General features: G+C 65.0%; 17 protein-coding genes. 15 read left to right on the top strand and 2 right to left on the bottom strand.

Features of this window, described 5'->3' with window-relative positions; translation table 11 throughout:
* The first annotated feature begins 7 nt into the window (after positions 1-7).
* The 10 genes from F8A90_RS13115 (at position 8) to F8A90_RS13070 (ending at position 12421) form a co-directional block, all read left to right on the top strand.
* Positions 8-781 carry an ABC transporter ATP-binding protein gene (locus F8A90_RS13115; RefSeq protein WP_200020031.1) on the top strand — a complete coding sequence of 258 codons (774 nt, stop codon included), beginning with the start codon at positions 8-10 and terminating at the stop codon, positions 779-781.
* Entirely contained in the window at positions 774-3515 is a 2742-nt protein-coding gene (locus F8A90_RS13110; RefSeq protein ID WP_233593322.1) for an ABC transporter permease, read from the top strand. Before F8A90_RS13115 ends, F8A90_RS13110 begins: the two co-directional genes overlap by 8 nt.
* Before the next feature lie 232 nt (positions 3516-3747).
* Entirely contained in the window at positions 3748-5010 is a 1263-nt protein-coding gene (glyA, locus tag F8A90_RS13105) for a serine hydroxymethyltransferase (protein WP_054555546.1), read from the top strand.
* 277 nt (positions 5011-5287) lie between these two features.
* Positions 5288-5569, top strand: a complete 282-nt coding sequence (locus F8A90_RS13100) for a hypothetical protein (protein ID WP_107336213.1) — start codon at positions 5288-5290, stop codon at positions 5567-5569.
* Between the two features lie 221 nt (positions 5570-5790).
* Positions 5791-6690 (top strand): FadR/GntR family transcriptional regulator, encoded by a 900-nt coding sequence (locus F8A90_RS13095; protein ID WP_200017419.1) that lies wholly within the window; start codon positions 5791-5793, stop codon positions 6688-6690.
* Between the two features lie 101 nt (positions 6691-6791).
* Positions 6792-7856, top strand: coding sequence for a TRAP transporter substrate-binding protein (locus F8A90_RS13090; RefSeq protein ID WP_200017418.1), 1065 nt, complete (start codon positions 6792-6794; stop codon positions 7854-7856).
* A 178-nt stretch (positions 7857-8034) separates the two neighbouring features.
* Positions 8035-8667, top strand: a complete 633-nt coding sequence (locus F8A90_RS13085; protein ID WP_200017417.1) for a TRAP transporter small permease subunit — start codon at positions 8035-8037, stop codon at positions 8665-8667.
* Positions 8667-9968: a TRAP transporter large permease gene (locus tag F8A90_RS13080; protein ID WP_043331381.1), complete on the top strand. Its 1302-nt coding sequence runs from the start codon at positions 8667-8669 to the stop codon at positions 9966-9968. The genes F8A90_RS13085 and F8A90_RS13080 overlap by 1 nt, the downstream gene beginning before the upstream one ends.
* 303 nt (positions 9969-10271) lie before the next feature.
* Positions 10272-11168 carry an HAD-IIB family hydrolase gene (locus tag F8A90_RS13075; protein WP_200017416.1) on the top strand — a complete coding sequence of 299 codons (897 nt, stop codon included), beginning with the start codon at positions 10272-10274 and terminating at the stop codon, positions 11166-11168.
* Positions 11169-11209: 41 nt separating this feature from the next.
* On the top strand, positions 11210-12421 hold the full coding sequence (locus F8A90_RS13070) for a glycosyl transferase (RefSeq protein WP_166018819.1): 1212 nt from the start codon (positions 11210-11212) through the stop codon (positions 12419-12421).
* Between the two features lie 88 nt (positions 12422-12509).
* Here the strand turns inward: F8A90_RS13070 and F8A90_RS13065 are convergent, their stop codons facing one another.
* Positions 12510-14408: a sugar phosphorylase gene (locus F8A90_RS13065; RefSeq protein ID WP_200017415.1), complete on the bottom strand. Its 1899-nt coding sequence runs from the start codon at positions 14406-14408 to the stop codon at positions 12510-12512.
* 363 nt (positions 14409-14771) lie between these two features.
* Positions 14772-15020 (bottom strand): GlsB/YeaQ/YmgE family stress response membrane protein, encoded by a 249-nt coding sequence (locus F8A90_RS13060; protein WP_166018817.1) that lies wholly within the window; start codon positions 15018-15020, stop codon positions 14772-14774.
* A gap of 398 nt (positions 15021-15418) precedes the next feature.
* Here F8A90_RS13060 and nrdR point away from each other — a divergent pair, with 398 nt between their 5' ends.
* The 5 genes from nrdR (at position 15419) to nusB (ending at position 19726) form a co-directional block, all read left to right on the top strand.
* Positions 15419-15907: a transcriptional regulator NrdR gene (gene nrdR, locus F8A90_RS13055; protein WP_043331377.1), complete on the top strand. Its 489-nt coding sequence runs from the start codon at positions 15419-15421 to the stop codon at positions 15905-15907.
* Positions 15908-16154: 247 nt separating this feature from the next.
* Positions 16155-17309: a bifunctional diaminohydroxyphosphoribosylaminopyrimidine deaminase/5-amino-6-(5-phosphoribosylamino)uracil reductase RibD gene (ribD, locus tag F8A90_RS13050; protein ID WP_233593321.1), complete on the top strand. Its 1155-nt coding sequence runs from the start codon at positions 16155-16157 to the stop codon at positions 17307-17309.
* Positions 17310-17465: 156 nt separating this feature from the next.
* Complete coding sequence (gene ribBA / locus F8A90_RS13045; protein WP_200017413.1) at positions 17466-18620, top strand: bifunctional 3,4-dihydroxy-2-butanone-4-phosphate synthase/GTP cyclohydrolase II; 1155 nt, start codon at positions 17466-17468, stop codon at positions 18618-18620.
* A gap of 111 nt (positions 18621-18731) precedes the next feature.
* Positions 18732-19214, top strand: coding sequence for a 6,7-dimethyl-8-ribityllumazine synthase (ribH, locus tag F8A90_RS13040; RefSeq protein WP_043331374.1), 483 nt, complete (start codon positions 18732-18734; stop codon positions 19212-19214).
* On the top strand, positions 19211-19726 hold the full coding sequence (gene nusB / locus F8A90_RS13035; protein WP_043331373.1) for a transcription antitermination factor NusB: 516 nt from the start codon (positions 19211-19213) through the stop codon (positions 19724-19726). Before ribH ends, nusB begins: the two co-directional genes overlap by 4 nt.

The following is a 19726-nucleotide window of genomic DNA, read 5'->3' as shown; positions in this document are numbered from 1 at the left end:
CGACGCGATGCATGCCTCGGATCAAACCTCGTCATACGTGCAGACCAGCGCAGCGCCTGCACCGGTGCTGGAAGTGAGCGGGCTGGCGCAGCGGGTGACCAGTGGCGAAGGGCGCCTGACCATCCTCGAGGATCTTGAGCTTGCCGTGCAGGCCGGGGAGAGCGTCGCCATCATCGGGGCCAGTGGTTCCGGCAAGTCGACGCTCCTGGGCCTGCTGGCGGGGCTGGACAGCCCGAGCGAGGGCGATATCCGCCTGTTCGGAAGCTCCTTGGCGGGGCTTGATGAGGATGGCCGTGCGGCGCTGCGCGCGGGGCAGGTCGGCTTCGTGTTCCAGAACTTCCAGCTGCTGCCGACGCTGACGGCGCTGGAGAACGTGCTGATGCCGCTGGAGCTGGCCCCGCAGGGCGATATCGAGGCGCAGGCGCGAGACTGGCTGACGCGGGTCGGGCTGGGAGAGCGACTCGATCACCTGCCGCGCCATCTGTCTGGCGGCGAGCAACAGCGCGTGGCCATCGCGCGCGCCTTCGTCGCGGGGCCGGGACTGGTGTTCGCCGATGAGCCGACCGGCAATCTGGACACTGCCACGGGCGAGCGCATCGCGGAGCTGCTGTTCACCCTCAACCGCGAGCGGGGCACCACGCTGATTCTGGTCACCCATGACCTGACGCTGGCCAGGCGCTGTGATCGCTGCCTGAATCTCGAGGCCGGCAAGCTGGTGGAGTGGAAGGATGACGCGAGTGCGCCGGCCGTGGCGACGCCACAAGGAGGCGACGATGTCTGAGTCCCGGGTGTCTGATCGTGCGGCGACATCTTCCGCCGATGCCCAGCGCACGCGTGCGGCACGCTTGCCGCTGGCGCTGCGTGGCCTGCTGCGCGACCTGCGCGCCAGTGATGTGCGCGCCCTCTTTCTGGCGCTGATGCTGGCGGTCGCCGCGACCACCATGATCGGCTTCTTCCTGGATCGTCTCGATCGTGGCCTCAATCGCCAGGCGAGCCAGCTGCTCGGCGGTGACCTGGTGCTGGAGTCCAGCAACCCGCTCGACCCGCGCTTCGCCGAGGCCTTCCGCGCTGCGGGGCTTGAGATGTCGCCGCAGCTGGGCATGGTCTCGATGGCCTCGCACGGTGACAGCTTCGTGCTGTCGAGCCTCAAGGCGGTGTCGCCGGGCTATCCGCTCGCCGGACGGGTGGAGCTGGAGTCGGATGCCTCGGGCGAGGAGGCGCAGGCACCAGGCACCAGCTCGCGTGCGGAGATTCCGCCACCGGGCGAGGCGTGGATCGTGCCGCGCCTGGCCATGGCGCTGTCGGCGGAGGTCGGCGACACCCTGACGGTCGGGCGCAAGCAGCTGATCATCAGTGGCCTGATCACGCGTGAGCCTGATCAGCAGGGCGGCTTTTCCGAGTTCAGTCCGCGCCTGATGTTCAACATGGAAGATCTCGATGCCACCGGTCTGATCCAGCCCGGCTCGCGCATGGAATATCGCCTGCTGGCCGCGGGTGACCCGGCGGCGGTGCAGCAGGCGCGTGATGCCATCGCACCGCTGCTGGCGAGTGCCGACAACGCCGAGGTGCGCCTCAAGGATGTGCGCGAAGACCGCCCGCGTCTGGGGCGCTCACTGGAGCGTGCCGACAAGTACCTGAGTCTGGCCGGGCTGGTGGCGGTGCTGCTGGCCGGGGTCGCGGTGGCGATGTCGACGCGCCGCTATGTGGAACGGCACCTGGATAGCGCCGCACTGTGGCGCTGCTTCGGTGCCTCTCAGCGTCAACTGTCGCGGCTGTTCGCGGCCCAGCTTGGCTGGTTGGCCCTGCTGGCGAGTACCGGGGGGGCGGTGCTGGGCCTGTTGGGGCAGATGGGGCTGGTGGCGCTGCTGGAGCGCTTCCTGCCGCTGGAGCTGCCCGCACCGGGGCCGTTGCCGCTGGCGTTGGGGATTCTGACGGCGCTGGCGGTGCTGGTCGGCTTCGCCGGCCCGATGCTGCTGCGCCTGCGTCAGGTCAGCGCGCTCAAGGTCCTGCGGCGTGAACTGGCCCCGCTGCCTGCCTCGGCGTGGGTGGTGGTGGCGATCGCCAGTCTGGTGTTCGGTGCCCTGATGTGGCTCTACTCGGGGGACCTCACGCTGGCGGCCGGCCTGCTGGTCGGTGGCATCATCGCGCTGGGGATGCTGATGGTGGTGGGGCAGCTGCTGCTGTCGCTGATGCTCAAGGTAGTGGCACGCATGCGCGGTCAGGGCGGCTGGAGCCGGCCGATTCGCCTCGCCGGCGGCATGCTGGCCAGGCGGCGCGGTGCCAGCCTCGGTCAGTTGGTGGCCTTTGCCGTGACCTTCGCGGCGATGGCGTTGATCGCGCTGGTACGCGGTGACCTGATCACCCGCTGGCAGGCGCAGATTCCGACCGATGCGCCCAATCACTTCGCGATCAATATCCAGCCCGGAGAGCAGCAGGCCTTCGGCGAGCAGCTGACCGCAATGGTGGATGAGCAGGCCGGCGACAGCCAGAGCGAGCTCTATCCGATGGTGCGTGGACGCATCACGGCGCTCAAGGGCGAGTCGCTGCTGGGACGCACCCAGCAGCGACTCCAGGCTGCTGGCAGCAATACGTCGGCCCAGTCTGATCAGCCAGCGGCAGGCGGCATGCAGGAAGGGCGCAGTGACGAGGGGGATGGTGCGCAGCAGGGCGTCCCGCAGCGTGAGCTGAACCTGACCTGGCATCGTGACCTGCCGGACCACAACCGCCTGTCGGCGGGCGAGTGGGCGCCGATCAGTGACTTCGCCGATGCCGACAGCGAGACGCGCAGTCGCCTCGCCGCCACGCAGGGTGTGCCGGTGTCGATGGAGGAGGAGCTTGCCGAGCGCATGGGGCTGGTCATCGGTGACAGCCTGTCGTTCACCATCGGCAGCGAGACCGTCAAGGCGCAGGTGGTCAATCTGCGTCATGTCGACTGGGACAGCTTCCTGCCCAACTTCTACGTCATCTTCCCGCCCGGTGCGCTCGAGAGCTTCGCCCACAGCTACATGACGGCGTTTCATCTCGAGGATGAGCGCAAGCTGGCGCCGCTGGTGCGCGACTACCCCAGCGTGTCGTTGATCAACATCGACGCCATCCTGACCCGCGTGCAGGAGCTGATCGCCCAAGTGTCGCGCGCGGTGGAGCTGATTCTGGGGCTGGTGCTGCTGGCAGGGGCCAGCGTGCTGTACGCGGCGCTGGTGGCCAGTCGTCCGGCACGTGAGCATGAAGGCGCGCTGTACAAGGTGTTCGGCGCAGGTCAGGGGCTGCTGGCACGCCTGCAGGCCGCTGAGTTCGTGCTGCTCGGCCTGCTCAGTGGGCTGCTGGCGGCGATGCTCGCCGAAGGCGCGGCGGTCGGACTCTATTCCGGCTGGCTGGGGCTGCCGGTGGTGCTGCATCCCTGGCTGTGGGTGCTGCTGCCGCTGGCGGGTGGCGTGTTGATCGGCGGGCTGGGCTTCTGGCTGTCGAGAGACGTGAGGCGTCAGCCGCCGATGGCGGGGCTGCGCGCCCTGCAGTGAGCGGTGTCAGGCCTCGCCATCGCAGCGCTGGATGATGACGCCAGACGACGTCAACCTGCGGCCACATGATCGTCGTCTCGGTCATGGGGCCGCCTTGCGTTAACAATGATGCTGATTCATGTGAATCGCACCGCTGGCTGAGGTATCATGCTGGTCCTGATCTTACCCCCAGATGGCGAGCCGGCCGCGCCGGAATTCGCTGTCGTCATCACCCTTCAGGCGAGGACACCCGATGTTCACCCGTGACATGCAGATTGCCGGTTTTGATGATGCGCTCCTGAGCGCGATGGACGACGAAGTCGTTCGCCAGGAAGCTCACATCGAGCTGATCGCCTCCGAGAACTACGCCAGCCCCCGCGTCATCCAGGCGCAAGGCTCCCAGCTGACCAACAAGTACGCGGAAGGTTACCCGGGCAAGCGTTACTACGGCGGTTGCGAGTTCGTCGACAAGGTCGAGCAGCTGGCCATCGATCGTGCCTGCGAACTGTTCGGTGCCACCTACGCCAACGTTCAGCCGCACGCCGGTTCCCAGGCCAACAGTGCCGTCTTCCAGGCGCTGGTCTCGCCGGGCGACACCATCCTGGGCATGAGTCTGGACGCGGGGGGTCACCTGACTCACGGTGCACGTCCGAACTTCTCCGGCAAGCACTACAATGCCGTGCAGTACGGTCTGGGCGAGAACGGCCTGATCGACTACGCCGAAGTCGCGCGTCTGGCGCGTGAGCACAAGCCGAAGATGATCATCGCCGGCTTCTCCGCCTACTCCCAGATCATCGACTGGGCCGAGTTCCGCAAGATCGCCGACGAAGTGGGTGCCTACCTGCTGGTCGACATGGCCCACGTGGCTGGCCTGGTCGCCGCTGGGGTCTACCCGAGCCCGCTGCCCCACGCACACGTCGTCACCACCACCACGCACAAGACCCTGCGCGGTCCGCGTGGCGGCCTGATCCTGTCCGCCGAAGGCAATGCCGACATCGAGAAGAAGCTGAACTCCGCTGTCTTCCCGGGCGGCCAGGGTGGCCCGCTGATGCACGTCATCGCGGCCAAGGCAGTGTGCTTCAAGGAAGCGATGGACCCGGCCTTCACCACTTACCAGAAGCAAGTGGTCAAGAACGCCAAGGCGATGGCGTCCGTGTTCCTGGAGCGCGGCTTCGAAGTCGTCTCCGGCGGCACCGAAGACCACCTGTTCCTGCTGTCTCTGGTCAAGCAGGGCCTGACCGGCAAGGACGCTGACGCTGCGCTGGGCCGTGCCCACATCACCGTCAACAAGAATGCCGTACCGGGTGACCCGCAGTCGCCGTTCGTCACCTCCGGTCTGCGCATCGGTACTCCGGCCGTCACCACGCGTGGTTTCCAGGAGCAGGAGTGTCTGGAACTGGCCGGCTGGATCTGCGACATCCTCGACGCGATGGTCGCTGGCGATTCCGCCGCTGCCGAAGCCGAGGTGCAGGCCAAGGTCTCTGCTGTCTGTGCACGTCTGCCGGTCTACGCCTGAGGCGTGACGAGGTGCCAGCCCGGCTGGCCCTCACCGCAGCAGGGCTGACAGTGGCGTAATGCTGTCATGCACCAGACAAGAAACGCCTGTCGCGCAAGCGGCAGGCGTTTTTTTGTGCTTGCACCACGGCCAGCCGAGGCCGAGCGGTGTGGTGCGCAGCGGGGTGGGAGAGTGGTCAACCAGCGCTCAGAAAGATCAGCCTGTGCCTGGGGGCGGACGCGCTACGCTATTCTCGATGCCGGGCACACTCTGCTCATCTTCGTGCAAGGAGGCTTCCATGGCCGTCATGCAGCACCATGCCTTTCTGATCCTGGTCGAGAACAGCGGCAATACCTCACTGAGCAGTCAGGGCAGCGGCGAGGTCCGCATTTCCGTCGCCACGCTGGGGACGCTGAGGGCCGCCGAGCGGCTGGTCAGTGAACTGGTCGCCCAGGGCGTCAGCCAGATCGAGCTGTCGGCCAGCTTCGGCGCGGCAGGCGAGGAAGCGCTGAGAACGGTGGTCGCGGACAGCGGTGCCGAGCGTACGGTGTCGATCGGGCGTGTGCGATTCACGGCATGACGCCAGCACACGGGAAATTGCCAGCACCTGAATAGTCCTTTCGCAACATGGGGTTGCGTAAAGGTGTGACCAAAGTCGGGTCTCACCCTTGGTCTAGGGTGTCTTGTTGGAATGTCTGACATGGGCTATTCCTTGACGGACAAGAGCGCGCCGCGATGCATCCCGTGAAGGATGTGCGCGAGCTACAAATGACGCGCCACGCCATCAAGGAATGTTCGATCATGACCACGCCTCCCACGAGTGCCGCTGGCGGCAGCCCGCGCGCCAAAGCCTCTTCTTCTACGCCCGAGTCCGCAGCAGAGGCTAGCGCCGGCGACACCTCGACCGCGCGTGTCGATGTCGCCGAATGGCTGGCGCAGGCCATCTTCGAGAATCGCTACCCGCCGGGCAGCCTGATTCCTCGTGAGCTGGACCTGTGTGATCAGCACGCCCAGAGCCGCGCCACCGTGCGCACTGCGATCCAGAGCCTGGTCAATGCCGGGATTCTCACCCGCACCACCGGCCAGGGCACCCGCGTCAATCCTCTCAGCGAGTGGCATCTGCTCGATCCGCGTGTCACCGGCTGGATGACGCGCTACGCGATGCCACATCCGCAGCTGGCGCGGGATATCTACGCCTTCCGCATCTCCATCGAACCCTTCGTCGCCGCCCTGGCGGCCACCGAGGCCACCGCCCAGGACCTGTCCGCCATCGAGCAGGCCTACGACGGCATGGCTGCAGCGGTGCATGGCGGCAGCGCCATGGAGGAGTTCGACCGTGCCGATATCGCCTTTCATGACGCCATCTTCGCCGCGACCCACAACGTCATCTGGGCGCAGCTTGGCCATGTGCTCAAGCCGTCGATCAGCCTGCTGGTGGCGACTTCCAATCACAATGCCTCGGAGCTGGGTGACAGCCTCGGCCGCCATCGCGCAGTGATGGAGGCGATCCGTCTACGCCAGCCCGATGCCGCCCACGCCGCGACCCTGCATGTGCTGGACCGCACCGGCCAGGACCTCGGGCTTGCCATGCCTGCGGTCTCTGAAGGCAGCCATCCCGCCGGGCGCGCCCAGGAACCGCTGGAGCTGCTGCGCCGCTTCGGCCAGTTGCCCAGTCTGTCTGCACCGCTATCAAGCGAGTGAACGGCACCTCGTGGCGTTCGCCACGCCGAGAAGTGCCTGCACGTCTTCCACTGTCCACAGAACGTCATAACACGTCATAACAACAAGTCAGGAGTTTCACCATGCCGCGTTCCACTACCTCGCCGCTCACCAATGCCGCACCCGCCCGTGTCACGCTCAAGGCGCTGGCCCTGTCCACCGCCGTGGCCGCCGCGCTGGTCGCCACACCGAGCTGGGCCGCCGAGTACGAATGGACCTTCCAGACCTCCGAGACGGCCGGTGAGCCGCAGTTCGAGGTCAAGAAGGCCTGGGCCGAGAACATCAAGACCATGTCGGATGGCCGCATCGCCATCGAGATCCTGCCGGTCAATGCCGTGGTGCAGGCCAACCAGACGCTGGACGCCGTCAGCGCCGGCATCCTGCAGGGCCACCTGACGGACCCATCCTACTTCTCGGGCCAGAATCCGGCCTTCGGCATGCTGGGCAACCTGGTAGGTGCCTGGGGTGACCCGCTGGAATATCTCGAATACATGCAGCACGGCGGCGGTGAAGCGCTCTACAACGAGCTGGTCGAGCCCTACGGCGTGCATCTGATCGGCGCGGGCGCCACCGGGCTTGAGTCCTTCGTCTCCAAGAAGCCGGTGCGTACCGTCGATGACCTCAAGGGCCTCAAGGTGCGTGCGCCGGAAGGCATGGTCTACAACATCTTCCAGAAGGCCGGCGCGGCGCCCGTCAACCTGCCGGGCTCCGAGGTCTACACCGGCCTGGAGAAGGGCGTGATCGACGCGGCGGATTACACCGTCTTCGCCACCAATGATGACCAGGGCCTGCACAGCTTCGCCAAGTACCCGTCCTACCCGGGCTTCCACTCCTTGCCGATGGTGGCGGTGTCGATGAACAAGGGCATCTGGGACGGCCTGCCGGCGGACCTGAAGGCGATCATGGAGACCGCCACCGACGCGATGGCCTACGACATGGTCTTCACCCTCAAGGCGCGTGACCTCAAGGCGGTGAGCGCGGCGCGCGCCAATCCTGATATCGAGGTGATCGACATGGCGCCGGAAGAGCGCGCCAAGTTCCGTCGCATCGCCCAGCAGGAATGGAAGGTATGGGCCGAGAAGAACGAGCTGACCGGCAAGGTCTACGAGTCCGTGGTCACCTTCCTGACCGACCGCAACCTGATGTGAGTCGGCTTGCGCGCGGGATGGGCGCCAGCTGCCGCGTAGCGCCAGTCAGCTAGCCACGCGGATAGCCGCTCTGTCAGTCATGGGGTGGCAGAACGATAAAGACGCGGGAGATCAAGGTCGGCGTGCTCACTGGGCGCGCCGATTCTCCTTGAGGAAGCGAGTCAGCAAGGAATTCGATATGGCAGAACATGATGTGGCGTCGCCCGGGCTTCCCGAGGCGTCGGATGACCACGACCCGAATCTGGGCACGCGCACGCCGCTGGACCGTCTGGTCGGCAAGGGCACGCGCGCCGCGGCGTGGCTGGTGTTGTTGGCGATGGCGATCAGCGTGTTCGAGGTAGTGATGCGCTATGGCCTCGATTCGCCGACCTCCTGGGTGCATGAGACGGTGATCTTCCTGGTCGCGACCAGCTTCGCGCTGGGTGGTCCGGCGGCACTGGCCAACAATCGCCACATTCGCGTGCGTGTGCTCTACGACCTGGTCGGCACGCGCTTTCGCTACGTGCTGGACTGCTTCAATGACGTGATGACGTTCGTCTTCTGTCTGGCGATGAGTTACGCAGGCTGGGTCATGTTCTGGCGTGCCTCGCACAGTCCGCTGGGCGAGTGGCAGCTGGAGCGCTCCGGCACCTCATGGAATCCGCCGTTTCCGGCGTTGACCAAGGGCGTGATCCTGTTCGCGCTGGCGGTGATGACCTTGCAGGCGCTGTGGCATCTCTACCAGACCTTCTTCTCGTCCCGCCCGCCTGAGGGCGGCACTGAGACGCGTGGCGCATCTGACGCCGCAGCTGACCACAAGGAGCCGCGCTGATGGATATCGCAACGGCTACGATGCTGCTGGTCGGCGGCATCTTCGCGCTGCTGGTCACGGGATTGCCGCTGGCCTTCGTCACCGGGCTGGTGGCATTGGCCTACACCTTCGGCTGGTTCGGCCCGATGGCGCTGCCGCTGGTCACCAGTCGTGTCTATGGCTTCGTCACCGAGTATTCGCTGGTGGCGGTGCCGATGTTCGTGTTGATGGCCTCGCTGCTGGATCGCTCGGGGATCGCCAAGGACCTGTTCAATGCCATGCGCGTGATGGCAGGTCGCCTGCCCGGCGGCGTGGCGATCCAGACCATCGTGGTGGCGTTCTTCCTCGCCGCGATGTCCGGCATCATCGGCGGCGAGATCGTGTTGCTGGGGATTCTGGCGCTGCCGCAGATGCTCAGACTCGGCTATGACAAGCACATCGCCATCGGCGTGGTGTGTGCCGGTGGCTCGCTGGGTACTATGATGCCGCCCTCCATCGTGCTGATCATCTATGGCCTGATCGCCAACCAGTCGATTGCCGATCTGTTCACGGCGGCGATCACCCCGGCTATCGTGCTGATGGCAAGCTACATCATCTACGTGCTGATCCGCTGTCTGCGCAACCCTTCGCTGGGGCCGGTGATGCCCGAGGAGGAGCGGCGTGCCAGCTTCCAGAGCAAGCGTGAGCTACTCAAGGCCATCGGCGTACCGGCGGTCATCGCGGGGCTGGTGCTGGGCTCCATCTACGGTGGCGTGGCCTCGGTGACCGAAGCCGCGGCGATGGGCAGCTTCGGCGTGCTGGTGGCGGTGATGCTGCGCGGCGAGTTCTCCATCACCCTGATGCAGCGTGCGCTGTCCCAGACCATGAACACCTGCGGCATGATCATCTGGATCGGTATCGGCGCGGCGGCACTGGTCGGGGTCTACAACCTGATGGGCGGCAACCGCTTCGTGTCGAGCATGATTCTCGGTCTGGATATCCCGCCGCTGGCGATCATCATGGTGATGATGGCGATCCTGCTGCTGCTGGGGCTGTTCCTTGACTGGATCGGCATCGCGATGCTGACTCTGCCGATCTTCGTGCCGATCATCGTCCAGCTCGGCTACGACCCGGTATGGTTCGGCGTGCTGTTCGCGGTCAACATGCAGGTGTCCTTCCTGTCGCCACCCTTCGGGCCTGCTGCCTTCTATCTGAAAGGTGTGGCACCGGAAGGCATCAGCCTCAAGGATATCTTCGTCTCGCTGCTGCCGTTCATCGCCATCCAGCTGTGTGTGCTGGCGATGTTGCTGCTGTGGCCGCAACTGTCACTGTGGTTGGTCTAGTCTCAACAGGCTTGGCTGATGGCCGCAGATTCGACGCCCTCGCAGATGCGAGGGCGTTGTCGTTGGTGGCGACAGATTTGCGCCGTCGTGTGGCGAGGCATCATGCCATGCAAGCTTTATGCACTCCCGTGGTGCAAATGATCGGACGCATGAACACAGTCATGGCGAGAAGGAGCAGGCTGTCATGGCTTCTGCACCATCTTGGCACATTCCCTGCAATGCTCTTGCAATGCCTGTCCGGTGCCACGAGATCCTGTCGAGGTGACCCCCGACACGCTGCAGCACTTCATGAGGAGAGTTCACATGTCAGAGACTCAAGCACCGCTGTTGTTGCTGACCGATCTGGATGGCTCGCTGCTGGATCACCATGATTACTCGCCGGACCCGGCGCGCAGCTGGCTGACCCGCCTGCGCGCGCGCGGTGCCTGGATCGTCCCCAACACTTCCAAGACCGCGGCCGAACTCACGCCACTGATGGACTCACTGGGGCTGGCGGGTCAGCCGTGGATCGCCGAGAACGGCGGCGTCGTGGCGCTGCCGGCCTCCTGGCTGAGTGCCTATCCACTGGAGGAGGCCAGCGCCCCGGATGCGCACGGTCTGTGTCGTATCGCGGTGGCCATGCCCCGCGACAGGATTCTCGCGGTACTTGAGAAGCTGAGCGGAGAATTTGCCTTCGAGGGCTTCGCCTCGATGTCGGTGGCAAGAATCAGCGAGCTGACGGGGTTGGGGGAGGCGGATGCGGCGCTGGCGGGTGAGCGTGATGCCAGTGAACCGCTGGTGTGGCACGACGCGCCGGAGCGCCTCGAGGAATTCCGCACGCGTCTGGCCAGCCATGGCCTCAAGCTGACACGTGGTGGGCGCTTTCATCATGTGACCGGGGACAGCGACAAGGGCGTGGCAGCGCGCTATCTGATCGCCCGCTACCGGCTCTGTGAGCGGGTGCGCCCCTGGACGCTGGGCTTCGGTGATGGCGCCAATGACCTGCCACTGCTGGCCGCCGTCGACAACGCTGTGCTGATTCCCGGCATCGGGGATACCTCGCAGCGTGATCGGGAGCTTGCCGATTATCCGATACTGGCGGATGAACGCCGCTGTTTTCGCGCCAATCTCCCCGGACCGCAGGGATGGGTCGAGGGATTGCGTCACTGGCTGGCCAATGGCCAGCCGGAAGAATGGACATCCAGAGGTCTGGGCGCCTGACGCCTGCCTGATGCGTGTCTTCGGCATGACAAGGAGCTGACATGAGCGATTTTTACCAGAATGGCATCATCACCAACTTCCATAACCTGACCGATCGTCCGGTGGAAGATCTCGAAGCGGACCTGATGCGCTTCTCCCGCAAGCGACCGATGAGCCTGATTCTGCCGTCGCTGTATTCCGAACTGGAAGGCCCCGCACTCAAGCATATCGTCGAGGAGCTGGCGCAGGTGCCGTATCTCAGCGAGATCGTGATCGGGCTGGACCGCGCCGACCGCGACCAGTTCGAGCATGCCAAGGAGTTCTTCTCACATCTGCCGCAGCATCACCGCATCCTGTGGAACGATGGGCCACGTCTGCGTGCACTGGATGAAGAGCTGACCGAGCATGGTCTGGCGCCGATGGAGGCCGGCAAGGGGCGCAACGTCTGGTACTGCTCCGGCTACGTGCAGTCATCAGGCATTGCCGAGGCAGTGGCACTGCATGACTGCGATATCGTCACCTATGATCGCGGCCTGCTGGCGCGTCTGATCTACCCGGTCGCCCATCCGCAGTTCAACTACGAATTCTGCAAGGGGTATTACTCGCGCATCGCCCAGGGCAAGCTCAATGGCCGCGTGGCACGCCTGATGGTCACGCCGTTGATCCGTGCGCTCAAGAAGGTCTATGGCCCGCTGCCGTATCTGGATTATCTCGACAGCTATCGTTATCCGCTGTCCGGCGAGTTCTCGATGCGCACCGACGTGCTGGCGGACATTCGCATCCCCAGCGACTGGGGGCTGGAGATCGGTGTGCTGTCCGAAGTGCATCGCAACTATTCCACCAAGCGCCTGTGTCAGGTGGACATCGCCGATGCCTATGATCACAAGCATCAGCCGCTGTCCGAGGAAGATGCGCTGGGCGGCTTGAATCGCATGAGTCTGGATATCGCCAAGGCCATGTATCGCAAGCTGGCCACGCTGGGTGTCGAGATGCACGGCGAGACCTTCCGCACCATCAAGGCCACTTACTATCGTATCGCGCTGGATCTGATCGAGACCTACTACAACGACGCCGTCATGAATGGCCTGACGGTGGACCGCCACAGCGAGGAAGCGGCGGTGGAGCTGTTCGCCTCCAACATCATGGATGCCGGCAGCGCCTTCCTCGACAATCCGCGCGACAAGCCCTTCATCCCCAGCTGGAACCGGGTGCAGTCAGCCGTGCCGGACCTGCTCGAGCGCATGCACGAAGCGGTGGAACTGGACAACCAGTAACGCTCGCGGCGGGGAACAGCAAGACCCACGACAACGGGGCTGCCACTGGCAGCCCCGTTGTCGTGGGTGGCAGGAGAAAGCGCGGGCGTCAGACGACCTCGATGGCCGGCGGGCGTACCGCTTGCTCCATCAGCCAGGCCGCCTGATAGGGGCGGCGTGCCATGGTGGGGTCATAGGCCTTGTCGTGGCACAGGTGGTCGGTCAGCGCGACGCCTTGCCAGCTTTCCGGCAGTGGCAGTACCCGCGGCTGATCGGTGACATTGAGGGCGAACAGCAGACGGCGCCCTTCATGGGTGACGCGCTCGAAGACGAAGAAGTCCGGGCCGACATCGAAGACATTCTGGTCGGCATCCGGGTGGAAGCAGGGTTCGTTGCGGCGCAGTGCCATGCGGCGTTTGAGGGCGTGGAAGACCTCATGGGTCGCGGTGTTGGGGCTGGCCAGCAGCGCTTCCAGTTCATCACGCTGCCACTTGCGGCGGTTGATGGCGCGCAGATGGCCATCGCGTTCGACGCCTTCCTGGTGATTGGGGGTCGCGGTCAGCGAATGGATATACAGCCCCGGGATGCCCTGCAGGCTCAGCATCAGGGTCTGACTGGCGATGAAACGCTCGATCTGCCACGGGTCCTGGCCGCGCCGCGTGCCCTTGAGCGCATCGAAGTAGCTGATGTTCAGCTCATAAGGAGTGTCGGCGCGGCCCGGGTTGGCACGCATGCTGACGTAGCCACCGAAGTCATGCACCAGCCGCACCAGGGTGTCGCGCTCGTGATCGGGCAGCAGGCCTTCCAGCGCACGCACGCCGATGCCATCGTGACTGGCGGTGAAGTTGAAGTAGCTGCAGCTGGACGGCAACGACGGCAGGCTGGTGGCCCACTCGGTCAGGGCGCTGGCATCGCCGGAGGTCAGGGTGTGCAGGGTCAGCGGCGGCAGCGTGAACTGATAGATCAGGTGAGCTTCATCGGCCTGGGCGCTGTCCTCGATGGCGGTGAGGTCGTGTCGTGACAGACGATCGAGCCCGAAGTAGGACATGTTTTCGGCGTGGGGCACGTTGGTCTCGGTGATCAACAGACTGCCCGGCGCCAGGTGGTCGACGATGGCGCGCAGCAGACGCACCACGGCATGTGTCTCCGGCAGGTGAATGCAGGAGGTGCCCTGGCGTTTCCACAGGAAGGCCACCGCATCGAGACGGATGATGCCCGCGCCCTGCTCGAGGTAGTAAAGCAGGATGCCGATGAATTCGAGCAGCACATCGGGATTGGCGAAGTTCAGGTCGATCTGGTCATCCGAGAAGGTTGCCCAAAGATGGCGCAGGCCGCGGCGGGTATGCACCGGCGTGAGCAGGGCGGACGGACGCGGGCGCACGACCTCGGAGACATCGGTGTCGGGGTCCATCTCGATGAAGTAGTCGCGGCCGGGCTGCACGCCGGCCAGATAATCGGCGAACCACAGTGACTCGCGCGAGCAGTGATTGATGACCAGGTCTGCCATCAGGTCGCGCTGCTCGCTCAGGCGCCGGATGTCCTGCCAGTCGCCGAGGACCGGATTGACCTCGCGATAGTGGATGACGCTGAAGCCGTCATCGCTGCTCCACGGAAAGAAGGGCAGCACGTGGACACCGGACAGGCTGTCGTCCAGTCGGCTGGCGAGGAAGTCGTGCAGGGTCGCCAGTGGCGCCTCGCCTTCCTGCTGCAGGCTGTCGCCGTAGGTGATCAGCCACTGGTCGCGCTCGCTCCAGAGCGGCTCGCCTTCCGGCACGCGAGGGTTGAGGCGCGTGCGATGGAAATCCAGCACCGTCTCAAGGCGTCTGAGAACTTCCTCATGACGCTGTGGATAGATCTCGGCGAGCAGACGTGTGGCGTGCGCCTGGAAATCAGTCTGCGAGAGGCGTCTGGAGAGAGAAACTCTGGTGCGTGGCCTGGCGTTGCCCTCGCTCGGCGCAGGGCCGGAGGCAGTGGATGTCGAGTGATCGGGAGATGACGTATCGGACATGGGCAATCCTCATGGCAGCAAAAGCGTTCAGGCTCTGCCTCGTGAGACGCAATGGGCAGAGCGTGTCGCGGGTGATCTTCGTGAAGCCCGCCGGTGCAATCCTGCGGGGCCGATGGCAAGGCAGGAGGGCGCGCATCAGATGAAGTCGACTGACGGCAGCCGAGTGACATTCCTGAATCGTGCATCGCTCAGCGACGCTCGTGGGTGACGGTCTGGCGCCTTTGACCCTGAGTCATGCACGCCTCGGGCCAGATTCGACAAGCCTGCAAGGCAGGACGGCCAGCCCGCATGTGCCGGCTGGCCGTCCTGTCTGGCGTCATGTGGCCCGAAGCCAGCTGACGCCACTGCGCTTCATGACATGCTTTACTTGCGTAGCACGCGATACAGAATCAGCAGAATGACGGCGCCGAGCACGGCGATGACAAAGCTGGCCAGATTGAATCCCGTCACTTCACCGAAGCCCATCAGGGTGCCGACCCAGCCACCGACCACGGCACCCAGGATGCCGATGATGCTGGTGACGATGATGCCGCCCGGGTCCTTGCCGGGCACGATCACCTTGGCGATGATGCCGGCAACAAGACCGAATATGATCCATGCAATGATTCCCATGTCGCAGCTCCTTGCGTCATCGTGATCAATCTCGCGGCAGAGATCATCCGCCGCCAGTCGTGAAAGGGTTTCACGGCTCGGGCAAGCGCCCTTGTGAGGCGCTGCACCCTGATATCATCTTTCGGTTATCGCGCGGGGATTTCAAGCCTGCCGGGCAGGTTGATTGATGCTTTCGCCGCGCGCTGGCCACCTCGGGCGACGATGCAGGAAACTCCTGTCGCCCCTTTGGTCGCTCCCCAAGGCTAGTTCAGATAGGTCGAGGCTGACATAGGCTCCCGTGGCGGGGCCTTAACGGTTACAATACCCGCCATTCGCTGTCATTCGGCTGCGCTGCGCCACTTCCTCGCTGTGCTTCGCGCGGGGTCGCAGCCACCTCGCACCCAAGCAGGCTCTCCAACATGCACTGTCCCTTCTGTGGAACTCATGAAACCAAGGTCACGGATTCCCGACTGGTGGTCGAGGGTGACCAGGTGCGGCGTCGGCGCCAGTGCGCGGCCTGCGGTGAGCGTTTCACGACCTACGAAACGGCGGAGCTGGTCATGCCGCGCGTGGTCAAGGGTGACGGTTCCCGTGAGAGCTTCGATGAACACAAGCTGCGGGCCGGCATGCTGCGCGCGCTGGAAAAGCGCCCGGTATCCTCCGAACTGATCGAGGCCGCAGTGGAGCGCATTCGTCAGCGTCTGCGCGCCACGGGCGAGCGTGAGATCGAGGCGCGGCGCATCGGGGATGAGGTCATGCAGCAGCTCAAGCGGCTGGATCAGGTCGCCTATATCCGCTTCGCTTCGGTCTATCGTCGCTTCCAGGATCTTGATGAGTTCCGCGCCGAGATCGACCGTCTCGCCCAAGAGCCCAGTTTCCTGCCGGGCGAGGAAGACGCGCGGCCCTGATGTCTCGACACGGTCATCCTTGCAGATGACCTCGAGGCCTGCGCCTGCTGGTCCTGTCGCGTCACGCTGCGTGGCTCAGGCCTCGGGGTATTGGCCGCCGCCTGGGCTACGCCTGACCTTCTCTCGTTTCACGCCAAGGTATCGCATGTCTCTTTCTCCCCGTGCTTCTCGTGCTCACCGTGACAGCCATTCTCGCGATAGCCACTCTTGCGACCGCAGTGCCCCCTCGGCGCGTGATGCGCGCCACATGGCCCACGCCCTGCGCCTGGCGCGCCTGGGCAGCTACACGACGCAGCCCAATCCGCGTGTCGGCTGTGTCCTGGTAGAGGCCGAGACCGACGAGGTGATCGCGAGCGGCTTTCACGTGCGTGCCGGGGAAGGGCATGCCGAGGTCAATGCGCTGGCAGAGGCGGGCGAGCGCGCGCTGGGCTGCGTGGCTTATGTGACACTGGAGCCCTGCTCCCACACCGGGCGCACCGGCCCTTGCTCGCTGGCCTTGATCGCGGCGGGGGTGTCGCGGGTGGTGATCGCGATGCGTGATCCGAATCCGCAGGTTGCCGGGCGCGGCATCGCGCTGCTGCAGGGCGCGGGCATCGCGGTGACGGTCGGGGTGATGGAGCAGGAGGCGCGAGCGCTCAATCCCGGCTTTCTGTCACGCATGGAGCGCGGTCGGCCTTTCGTGCGCCTCAAGCAGGCCATGAGTCTGGACGGGCGCACGGCGATGGCTTCCGGCGAATCCCAGTGGATCACCGGCCCCGAAGCGCGCAGTGCCGTGCAGCGCCTGCGTGCGCGCTCCAGTGTGGTGATGAGCGGCATCGAGTCGGTCATCTTCGATGATTCGCGTCTCAACGTGCGCGCCGACCAGCTCGGGCTCGAAGACCATCCGCTGGGGCTCGAGGCGCTGGTGGCGCGTCAGCCGTTGCGCGTGGTGGTGGATAGCCATCTGCGTCTGCCGCTGGCGGCGCGCATTCTGGCGCAATCCGGTCGTACGCTTCTGGTGTGTGTCGCGGATGAGACAGCGGCTCAGGCAGAACGGCGCAGACTGTTGGAAGCGGCCGGCGCCGAGGTGCTGGCGCTGCCGGCGGGCCCGGAGGGACGCGTGGACCTCGAGGCCCTGCTGCGCCATCTGGCCGAGCACGAGCAGGCCAACGAGGTGCTGCTGGAGACCGGTGCGGTCCTGGCCGGCGCCATGATCCAGGCGGGGCTGGTCGATGAGATGCAGATCTTCATGGCACCGGCGCTGCTGGGTGGCGAGGCTCGCCCGCTGCTGGCGCTGCCGGGGCTGGATCGCATGGCACAGCAGCGCCGGGTCGAGATTCGAGACATCCGGGCGGTGGGGCGTGATTGGCGCATCACCGCAGTGCCATTGGCATCGCCAGACCCGCAGGAGAGCGGCGACTGATTTCTTCTTTTAACGCAAGCACTTGCCGCCGTCTGGCGACAGCTGCGTCGCTGGGTGCTGGCGCAAAACGGGGTGGCGGGGTACCCTGACGCCCGACTTTTTGATAATACGCGTGGGTCCGGCATGGGCCGGCGCAGCCCGTAAAGTGGAGCAAGCATGGCGCTATCAGGCATCGCAGCACTCGTCGAGGATATCCGGCAAGGCAAGATGGTCATCCTCATGGATGACGAGGATCGTGAGAATGAAGGCGACATCATCATCGCCGCGGAAGCCGTGACAGCCGAGCACATCAACTTCATGGCACGCCACGCGCGTGGCTTGATCTGCATGCCGATGTCGCGTGAGCATTGCGAACAGCTCCAGCTGCCACTGATGGTTCAGGCCAACGGCTCCGGCTTCGGCACCAAGTTCACGCTCTCCATCGAGGCCACCGAAGGTGTCACCACCGGCATCTCGGCGGCAGACCGCGCCCGCACCGTACAGGCTGCCGCCGCGCGCAATGCGCGCCCGCAGGACATCGTCCAGCCGGGGCACATCTTCCCGCTGATGGCGGAACCGGGTGGCGTGCTGCGTCGTGCCGGCCATACCGAGGCGGCCTGTGATCTGGCCTCCATGGCGGGCTTTGGCGCGACCGGCGTGATCTGCGAGATCATGAACGACGACGGCAGCATGGCGCGTCGTGAAGAGCTCGAGCGCTTCGCCGCCGAGCACGACCTCAAGGTCGGCACCATTGCGGATCTGATCGAGTATCGCATCCACAATGAGCAGACCGTGGAAGTGCTGGACAGCGAGCAGGTCGAGACCGCCTTCGGTGAGCTGACGTTGCACTGCTTCAGCGATCGCATCCAGGGCCGTCACCACCTGGCGCTGGTCAAGGGCACACCGAACGCCGAGTCTTTGACCACCGTGCGTGTGCACGTGCAGGACCCGATGCGCGACCTGTTGACCCTGCGTCAGCCGGGCAGCAGCAGCTGGGCGCTCAATGATGCGCTCGCCGAAGTCGCCGCCGCCGATGCCGGCGTGCTGGTACTGCTGGACACCGGCAGCGACGCGATGGATTACAAGGATCGTCTCGATGTCTTCCTCGGACGACGTCGTACGCCGCGCACCAACGAATCCGATGGTGCGGGCAACTATCTGACTACCGGTACCGGTGCCCAGATCCTTCGGGATCTCGGTGTTGGCCGGATGCGTCTGCTCAGCTCGCCGTGGAAATTCTCTGCTCTGTCCGGGTTTGGCCTCGAAGTGGTCGAACTGGTCGGCAGTGATGACACGGCTGGCGAGACAGGCGCAGACGCCGCAGGCGCGTAAGCGCTTCGGCACCCCAAATGGCGGGGGAGGTCGCGCAATCCTGGCGGCCTTCCCCGGTATGATTGATATCCCCGCCCCGGTTCTCCGGGGCGCTAGCATTGTGGACTGACCATGCAACCGATTGCTCAACTCGAAGGCACTTTCACCAATGTCGATGGCCGTTACGTCATCGTCGTCGGGCGTTTCAACCACCATGTCGTCGACAGCCTGGTGGAAGGCGCGGTCGATTCTCTCGTACGCCACGGCGTCGATGAGGAAAACATCGACCTGATCCACGTGCCGGGTGCCTGGGAAATTCCGCTGGCCGTCAAGGCCGTGCTGGCCAAGGTCAAGCCGCACGCCGTCATCACGTTGGGTGCGGTGATCCGCGGTGGTACACCGCACTTCGAATATGTCGCCGGTGAGTGCAACTCCGCGCTGTCCCGTCTGCAGCTCGAATTCGATACCCCGGTCGCCAATGGCGTGCTGACGGTGAATTCCATCGAGCAGGCCATCGAGCGTGCCGGCACCAAGGCTGGCAACAAGGGTACCGAAGCGGCCATGGCGGCGATGGAAATGGTCTCCCTGCTCAAGGCCATGGGAGGTGACGCGTGAGCGAACGCAAGGAACGTACCGAGCGCGAACCGTCCAAGCAGCAGCAGGCGCGCCGCGCCGCTCGCGAGCTGGCCGTGCAGGGCATCTACCAGTGGCAGATGACCGGCAAGAACATGACCACCATCGAAGCCGAGTTCCGTGGACAGCAGGTCGATGATGACGTCGAGCTCCACGAGAACTGGGTCGAGGTGATGCGCATCGCCGACCAGGCCCTGTTCCACGAGCTGCTGCACAATGTGCCGCGCTTCCAGAAAGAACTGGATGCCAGCATCAGCCCGCTGCTCGACCGTCGCCTGCAGGATCTTGACGAGATCGAGCTGGCCATCCTGCGTCTGGGCGCCTACGAGCTGTCCAAGCGTATGGAAGTGCCGTATCGCGTGGCGATCAACGAAGGGGTCGAGCTGGCCAAGACCTTCGGTGCCACCGACGGGCACAAGTACGTCAACGGGATCCTCGACAAGCTGGCAGTCAAGCTGCGCAGTGCCGAGGTGACCCAGGCTCGCCTGCGCTGA

This window comes from Cobetia sp. cqz5-12 (assembly GCF_016495405.1).
Lineage (GTDB): Bacteria > Pseudomonadota > Gammaproteobacteria > Pseudomonadales > Halomonadaceae > Cobetia.
The sequence above is the reverse complement of the archived record's forward strand: the minus strand, read 5'-3'. Positions and strand labels throughout refer to the sequence as shown.